This window comes from Microvirga sp. Mcv34 (genome assembly GCF_024519725.1).
In the GTDB taxonomy this organism is placed as follows: Bacteria; Pseudomonadota; Alphaproteobacteria; order Rhizobiales; family Beijerinckiaceae; genus Microvirga.
In genome coordinates this window covers 1-4,956 of record NZ_JALJRK010000163.1, presented here as the reverse complement: position 1 = coordinate 4,956, position 4,956 = coordinate 1, and the positions used below count along the sequence as shown (strand labels likewise).

The following is a 4,956-nucleotide window of genomic DNA, read 5'->3' as shown; positions in this document are numbered from 1 at the left end:
GCATCGGGCCTCCTCGTGGTTGAAGAGACATCCCGTAGCCGGTTGAGTTGTCGGCCGAAGCTCCCGGCACCTCCGAAAAGGTGCTCACGATCCTCTGGAATCGTTGCTCACGATGCCGCGAAATCGCTGCTCACGATCCCCTGAAATCCCTGCTCACGATGCGGTGAAATCCGTGCTCACGATCACGCGAAACGCGCACGGGGCAGCGGGCTTGTCCAGGAAACGCCCCATTCGCGCAGGAACAGGATTGGGCCAACGGGGATGCCATGCCGGGCAAAGAACTCTTCCAGCACCTCGTAGATGCCCCAAGGGGCTCGTGAGACATAGAGCATTGGGTTCTGCTGATCGCCTGAGGCGCCGGCGTGCAGGGCCCGGTACAAGGCCCCAACCCCAGGAAAAGCCACTCGGCTCTCGGCATCTTCGACGAACAGGCGCCAGAGCATCCTGAGCTTGTTGGCGACCCCGGTGTACATGATGGTGTCATCGATGTCGCTGATGACCACGTACCGACAATTGGCCGGCGGGATGAAGATCTGCGCTTGTGCCTGAACAGCCTGGGGTTGCTCCAAAGCTAGATCCATCGTGTGCCACAAACGATCCTCTGGCGGCGACAGGGCAGGGGAGAGATGAATCCGAAAGTAGCCATCTTGGTCGGTGGTGAAGGGTTCCTCCGCGCCGTAGAACCAGACTGTTCCGTCCGCATTCGGAACGGCGTGGCGGGCGATGCGTTGGCCGATATCCCGCAGGTCAGCGAGAAGGTTATCTTGTCTGGTCTCCGGGGGAGGTCTCGACTGGCGAAACACCCGGCCGATCAGGAACACCTCAGTGGGGGAACCATACCCACGGTAGGGCTGGAGGACCACACCGCTCTCGCCTTGCGCCTCACGCACAGGCCGAGCGATAAGGCCCGAGATTCGGGTGAGTGCCTTCAACCAGAGTTTCGCCGTGCCCGTGACGCTCATGGCGTTTGCTTTGTGCTTTTGTCTTGTCTCCCAATGAGGCAGAGCCCGGGAAAGATCCTTGGACTGGCACATGCGCTGAGGAACAGCCGCCTTTGGATCGCTTGGGCTCAGACCAGGAAGAGTGCCTGCAACGCGACCGCGAGTCGACCTTCACACGGGCGCGCTTAAAGACTCGAACCGACCCTGGGTGTGTCAAAACGCGGTTAGTGGTAGGATTGCCTGCTCTGTTTGGGGGATCCGATGAGACGCTTTGTTGAAGGCGTGGATCGCAGCCAGACCACCCTGTTTCCCGAAAGCCTGGATGACTGGATCGGTGAGGACAACCCGGTGCGTGTCATCGATGCTTTCGTCTATGCGCTCGATCTGAGGGCGCTTGGCTTCGACGGGGTGGTGCCCGAAGCCACAGGACGCCCGTCGTACCATCCGGCCGTCATGCTCAAGCTGTACATCTACGGCTATCTCAACCGGGTGCAGTCGAGCCGGCGCTTGGAACGCGAGGCCAGCCGCAATGTCGAGCTGATGTGGCTCACCGGCCGCCTGAGCCCCGATCACAAGACCATCGCCAATTTCCGCAAGGACAATGGCCGTGCCATCCGCCAGGTCTGCGTCCAGTTCGTTGTGCTCTGCCGCTGTCGCTTTGCCCCTAAAGGCGAGATAAGGAACTCAACAAAATCAAGGGGAGTACTTTGCCGCTAAATATGAGATTTTGCCTATAGAACCGAGATTTTTCCCTCTAAAAGTGAGACAGCGTTTACAGCAGCGTGCGGCTGGCTGCGATGGAGATGGAACGGGAACTGACAGGGTTCGCCAAGGCCGCCGTGCTCCGGACCTATCACATCGAAGACCGTTTGCTCGCCACCGTCGATCGTATCGCGCCAGATACAGCACCGCGTTCACACGCAGGGATCAAAGAGCAGCGAACAAACCTGATCGGCATCTCGCCTTTAAGGGCAAAGAATGTCGCTTTTTGACACCCAACGCGACGAATCTCAACGTTAAAGGCAAAATGACAGCGGTGAGCGGCTCCGGGCCCCAGTCGTCAATGATGATCAGATCCGTCCGCTCCAAGGTGCTCATCAGGCGCGCCACACGGCCTTCGCCGCGGGCTTGGGCCAGATCGGCAAACAGGCGCGGCGCCCGCCGGTACAGGACCGAGAAGCCATCGCGACAGGCCTTGTGGCCGAGCGCGCAGGCGAGCCAACTCTTCCCCGTCCCGGTCGGGCCGACAATCGCCAGGTGATTGTGATCGCGCACCCATTGACTGGTCGCCAGCGCCTGGAACAGGGCCCGGTCGAGACCGCGTGAGGTGCGGTAGTCAACATTCTCTATGGTGGCGCTCTGGCGCAGTTTGGCCGCGCTGAGGCGGCGCGCCAGACGACGGTTGTCGCGGAACGTCACTTCCCGATCGACGAGAAGACCGAGCCAGTCGGCATGAGGCATCGCGGCCGCGTCGGGGTTGGTCTGCAACTCGAGCAGCGTGTCGGCCATGGCGCTCAGGCCCAGGGCCCGCAGGCGGTCGACGGTGGGATGAAGCAGCATGAGGATCTCCTGATCAGTGGTAATAGCCGGGGCCGCGGATGTTGGCGTGGACGAGAACCGGCGCGTCCTGCGCCGGCTGGGAGGCCTTGTGCGTGCCGCTCTTCAGAATGGCGGCAACGGAGGTGTAGGACCGGGTGTTGATCGCCAGAGCCTGCGCGCAGGCCGCATCGACCCGCTCGGCTCCATAGCGCTTGACCAAGCCGAGAATGCCGATTGCCGAGCGGAAGCCCTGCTCGGGATGCGGCCGGGAGCGCAGGATGACGTCGATCAAGGTGGCGGCGTCTGCCCCGACTTTGCCCGCCTCGCGACGGATGCGCTCATGCGTCCAGTCGCGGTAGCGCCGATGCGAACTCGGCATGTGGTCGGCCACCGTGGTCGGCCGATGCGGACGATGGGAGCGCACATGCGAGGCCACGCGCTTGCCGCGCCAGAAGACTTCAACGGTTGTCGCCGTGATCCGCGCCTCGACCTCCTGGCGAACCAGATTGTGCGGCACGCTGTAGTAATGCTTGGCGATCTCGATGTGATAGTCGAGACCGACGCGGCAGCGCTTCCATTCGGCATACTCGTAAGGTTCGGCCGGCAGCGGCAGCAGCGCCGGGCGGTCGAGCGCCTCGAACAGCTCGCGCCGGCTGCGGCCCCAACCGCGCAAGGGCCGCTCATTCAGGTCATGCAGCAGATCCTGGATCGCCGCGTTGAGGGCCGGCAGCGAGAAGAAGCGGCGGTTGCGCAGGCGAGCCAGGATCCAGCGTCCGACCACCTGAACGCCGACCTCGACCTTCGCCTTGTCACGCGGCTTGTAGGGCCGGGCCGGCACGATGGCGGTGCCGTAATGGCGCGCTGCGTCGGCATAGGTGCGATTGACCATCGGCTCGTGGAAGCAGGCCTTGGTGATCCCGGCCTTGAGATTGTCGCTGACCGTCTGGCGGGTGCGCCGCCCAGGAAGGCGAAGGTGCGCACATGCGATCCAATCCAATCCGGCAGGCTCTGGGTGAAGCTGGCCTCGGCATAGGTGTAGTTGGAGGCCCCGAGCACAGCGACGAAGATCTGGACCGGGCGGACCTCGCCGGTGAGCCCATCGATCACCTCCATGGTGTGGCCGGAATAGTCGACGAAGAGCCTCTCGCCGGCGACGTGGACCTGGCGCAGAGTGGGCTTGAGCCGGCCCACCCAGTCCTTGTAGTGCTCGCAGAACCAGGAATAGCTGAAGGCCTCCGGCGTGCTGTCGCAGTATTCCTCCCACAGCAGCATGAGAGTGACGCCCGGCCGGCGCAGTTCGCGATGGACCAGGGTCCAATCGGGCTGGCTGCGTTGTTCGGCGGGCAGATCGGAGGGCGGCGGATAGAGCCGGTTCTCCAGCAGGACATCATCATCGAGTTCGGGCGGCAGGGGCCAGGTCAGGCCGGCGCGCCGGGCGCGGTTGATGTATTTGCTGATGGTGCCCTGGGCCAGGCCCAGGCTGGCCGCGGTGGCGCGCTGGGAGAGCCCGACAGCGTGGTGCAGGCGTAAGACTTCACGGATGTGGCGCATCGACAGTCTCTCGGTGGGCATCTTGGTCCTCGGCTGGAAAGCAAAAGCCAAGATTACCGTGGGTTGCGGACTGCCGTTGGCAAGCACCTCTTCACGATCTCAGAAGGCTGATCACGATCGCTGGAACGGGCGATCACGGCCCTCTGGAAACCATGATCACGCTGCCCTGGAATGGATGATCACGATCATCTGGAACCCAGAACCGACGCCCTTCATCTCGTCCCGCCACAGGTGGCCGGCCCGGTGACGGCAAGGGCGCTTGTCCAGACCGATCCGACCGCCGCTTTCGAATGCTCATCGCAACGTCCTCCTTCAGGGCGTTGCAACGACCGCTTGAACCTGCCTTCCAGCTAAGCCGGGTCAGCACGCATCCGCAACCACTCGGTCCGCCATTAGGCGGCGGGCACCTTAGCGGTCTCTGGCCGATCCGCAACCGTCTCCTCGACGGGCTCGAACGCGATGAACTGCCGTTCACGGGCCATGAAGGCGGTGGGCATCACGGCCTGCATCTCGGCCTCGGCCGCCCTCAGATAGGCGTCGTCATGGCCCGGATAGAGGTGGAAGATCGCCAGCGCCCCCACGCCGGCGGCCTTCGAGAGTTCCACGCCCTTCTGCCAGGTGGAGTGGCCCCAACCCCGGCAATAGGAATATTCAGCATCCGAGAACATGCCGTCGAAGATCATGAGGTCGGTATCGCGTACGAAGGCGGCAAGATCTGGATCCGGCCAGGGATCGCTGTGCTCCACGTCGCTGATGTAGCAGATGCTGCGGCCCCTGTGGCTCAGGCGAAACCCGGTGGCGCCACCGGGGTGGTTCAGGGGATGAGTCTCGATCCGGGTTCCGTCGTCGAAGGTGATCGGCTCGCCGGCTCTGAAGCCGTGATACTCGAACCGGGCCGGGAGCTGGCCGAGGCGCACCGGAAACA

The 4,956-nt window shown here is 63.3% G+C and carries 3 protein-coding genes and 2 pseudogenes; 1 reads left to right on the top strand and 4 read right to left on the bottom strand.

The window, feature by feature from the left end; translation table 11 throughout:
* Window positions 1-182: 182 nt before the first annotated feature.
* On the bottom strand, window positions 183-962 hold the full coding sequence (locus OC446_RS29275; protein ID WP_315986561.1) for a phosphatase domain-containing protein: 780 nt from the start codon (window positions 960-962) through the stop codon (window positions 183-185).
* 240 nt (window positions 963-1,202) lie between these two features.
* On the opposite strand from OC446_RS29275, the pseudogene OC446_RS29270 reads away from it, so the two are divergent.
* A pseudogene (locus tag OC446_RS29270) lies at window positions 1,203-1,592 on the top strand (transposase); the annotation flags it as partial.
* 276 nt (window positions 1,593-1,868) lie between these two features.
* Here OC446_RS29270 and OC446_RS29265 read toward each other — a convergent pair.
* From OC446_RS29265 to OC446_RS29255, 3 genes and pseudogenes are all read right to left on the bottom strand, one after another.
* Window positions 1,869-2,501, bottom strand: a complete 633-nt coding sequence (locus OC446_RS29265; protein ID WP_262032426.1) for an ATP-binding protein — start codon at window positions 2,499-2,501, stop codon at window positions 1,869-1,871.
* A gap of 13 nt (window positions 2,502-2,514) precedes the next feature.
* Window positions 2,515-4,052: pseudogene (gene istA / locus OC446_RS29260) on the bottom strand (IS21 family transposase).
* A 371-nt stretch (window positions 4,053-4,423) separates the two neighbouring features.
* Window positions 4,424-4,956 (bottom strand): MBL fold metallo-hydrolase (locus tag OC446_RS29255; protein WP_262032425.1); only part of this gene is annotated, 533 nt, incomplete at its 5' end.

Coding starts and splice junctions, on each gene's coding strand:
- OC446_RS29275 (WP_315986561.1), bottom strand. CDS start 962: ATGAGCGTCACGGGCACGGCGAAACTCTGGTTGAAGGCACTCACCCGA.
- OC446_RS29265 (WP_262032426.1), bottom strand. CDS start 2,501: ATGCTGCTTCATCCCACCGTCGACCGCCTGCGGGCCCTGGGCCTGAGC.